The sequence below is a fragment of the Vibrio anguillarum genome (genome assembly GCF_001989995.2).
GTDB lineage: Bacteria > Pseudomonadota > Gammaproteobacteria > Enterobacterales > Vibrionaceae > Vibrio > Vibrio anguillarum.
Window position 1 is genome coordinate 1 of sequence record NZ_JAHGUP010000129.1, and the last position, 1,660, is coordinate 1,660.

The following is a 1,660-nucleotide window of genomic DNA, read 5'->3' on the forward strand; positions in this document are numbered from 1 at the left end:
CAACTCGATTTAGCTGATAAGAACTCACCTTGCCTAACGCTGAATTAAGCTGCTACCAACGCACAAAGCCATTGAAAGCAATGCACCGTAACCACCAAACCATTTTGGAACCAATTCAGCCACGCGTTGGTAGTCAGGCTTGAATTTCTTGTTAGGTTGTACTGTTTAACCTTCACCCACTTGGCAAAGAATTCCGCTAGCTTAACGCATTGCGTTGAAGTAATTCGAAGCATTTCACTCAAATTGGCAGACAAATGCGACTAACTTAAAAACAAATGCTCAGTCCGTTTGTTTGATTAAATCAAAGCACCTTTGCGCCAGAGAAAATTTCAACCAACCACTACGATTTCCAATGAAGCAACCCACGAACTTTGACATGAGAAACCGTTAAAGAAACGTGATGATTTGGGCAAACCAAGCCGATTTGCTGAAATCTGTAAACGGATGGCCAGAGAAATCCCCGAATCTTCTTCCCAAAAATTATGCTTTTCTTTTCGTAAACCTAACGCCAAATTAAGCTGCTACCAACGCACAATGCCACTTTAAGCAATGCACCGTAAACACTAAACCATTTTGGAACCGATTCAGCCACGCGTTGGTAGTCAGGCTTGAATTTTTTGTTAGGTGTTACTGTTTCGCATTCATTAACTTGGCAAAGAATCGCTAATTTAACGTATTACGATAAACGAAACCCAAACCTTTCACTCAAATTGGCAGCCAAATGCGACCAACCTAAAAACAAATGGTTAAGTCTGTTTGTTTGGTTAAATCAAAGCACCTTTGCGCCAGTGAAACATTCAGCCAACCTACGCCATTTTCCAATGAAGCAACCCACGAACATTGGCATGAGAAAAAGCGCAAGAAACGTGATGATTGGGACAGACCAAGCTGATTTGCTGACATCCGTAAACGAATTGCTTAAGAAATCCCCAAATCTTTTCCCCAAAAATTATGCTTTTCTCTTCGTAAACCTAACGCGTTGTTAAGGGGCGCAGCAACGCAATAAATTACTTTCTGCACAACACCTTTAACACTGAACTCACTGCAAACCAAAAATGCCACGCGTTGCAAGTCCCTCTTTAACAATTTGTTATGCCACAAGAACTCGACGCATCAATTGCGCCCCCTCACCATAACACTCATTTACCTTTTGATTTAATGGTATGAAACCTTGCTTTTTCCAAAAATTAACTGAGTTTTGCACCGCTACCAACAGGATTTGCTCATAGCCTTGTAAGTGAGCTGTTTTTAACAACTGTGCGATTAATTTTTTACCAATACCTTTCCCTGAATCACTTTTTCTTACAGCTAGATCGTGCAGAAATAATATTGAACCTTCTGTATTTGAAGGCAAAGGTTTAAACAGCTTTGGCGGAATTTCAGTGTTCCACGAATGGGCGAGCAAATACCCCATTACTTGACTATCTTCATTAAATACAAAGCAGGTTTCGGGAGACCTCAACCATTTACTTTGTAACACTTCTAAACTCTCTGGCTCAACTGACAGATAAACTCCTTGTTGTAACTGGAGAATATCTGACCAAGTTGAAGAGGCAATCCCTTGTATTGACATCTTGTATCCTAAACTTGTGGCATAACGCCCGGCTAAGGGGTTGACAACGCACCGCCGAACTCAAAAAACACACTTAAACACTGAACT

Annotated in this window: 1 protein-coding gene; it reads right to left on the minus strand. The window is 41.0% G+C overall.

What is annotated here, in order from left to right:
• Window positions 1–1,090: 1,090 nt before the first annotated feature.
• The gene (locus PL85_RS17590; protein ID WP_115340112.1) at window positions 1,091–1,573 is read right to left on the minus strand and encodes a GNAT family N-acetyltransferase; all 483 of its coding nucleotides are present in this window, start codon (window positions 1,571–1,573) and stop codon (window positions 1,091–1,093) included.
• Window positions 1,574–1,660: the final 87 nt, after the last annotated feature.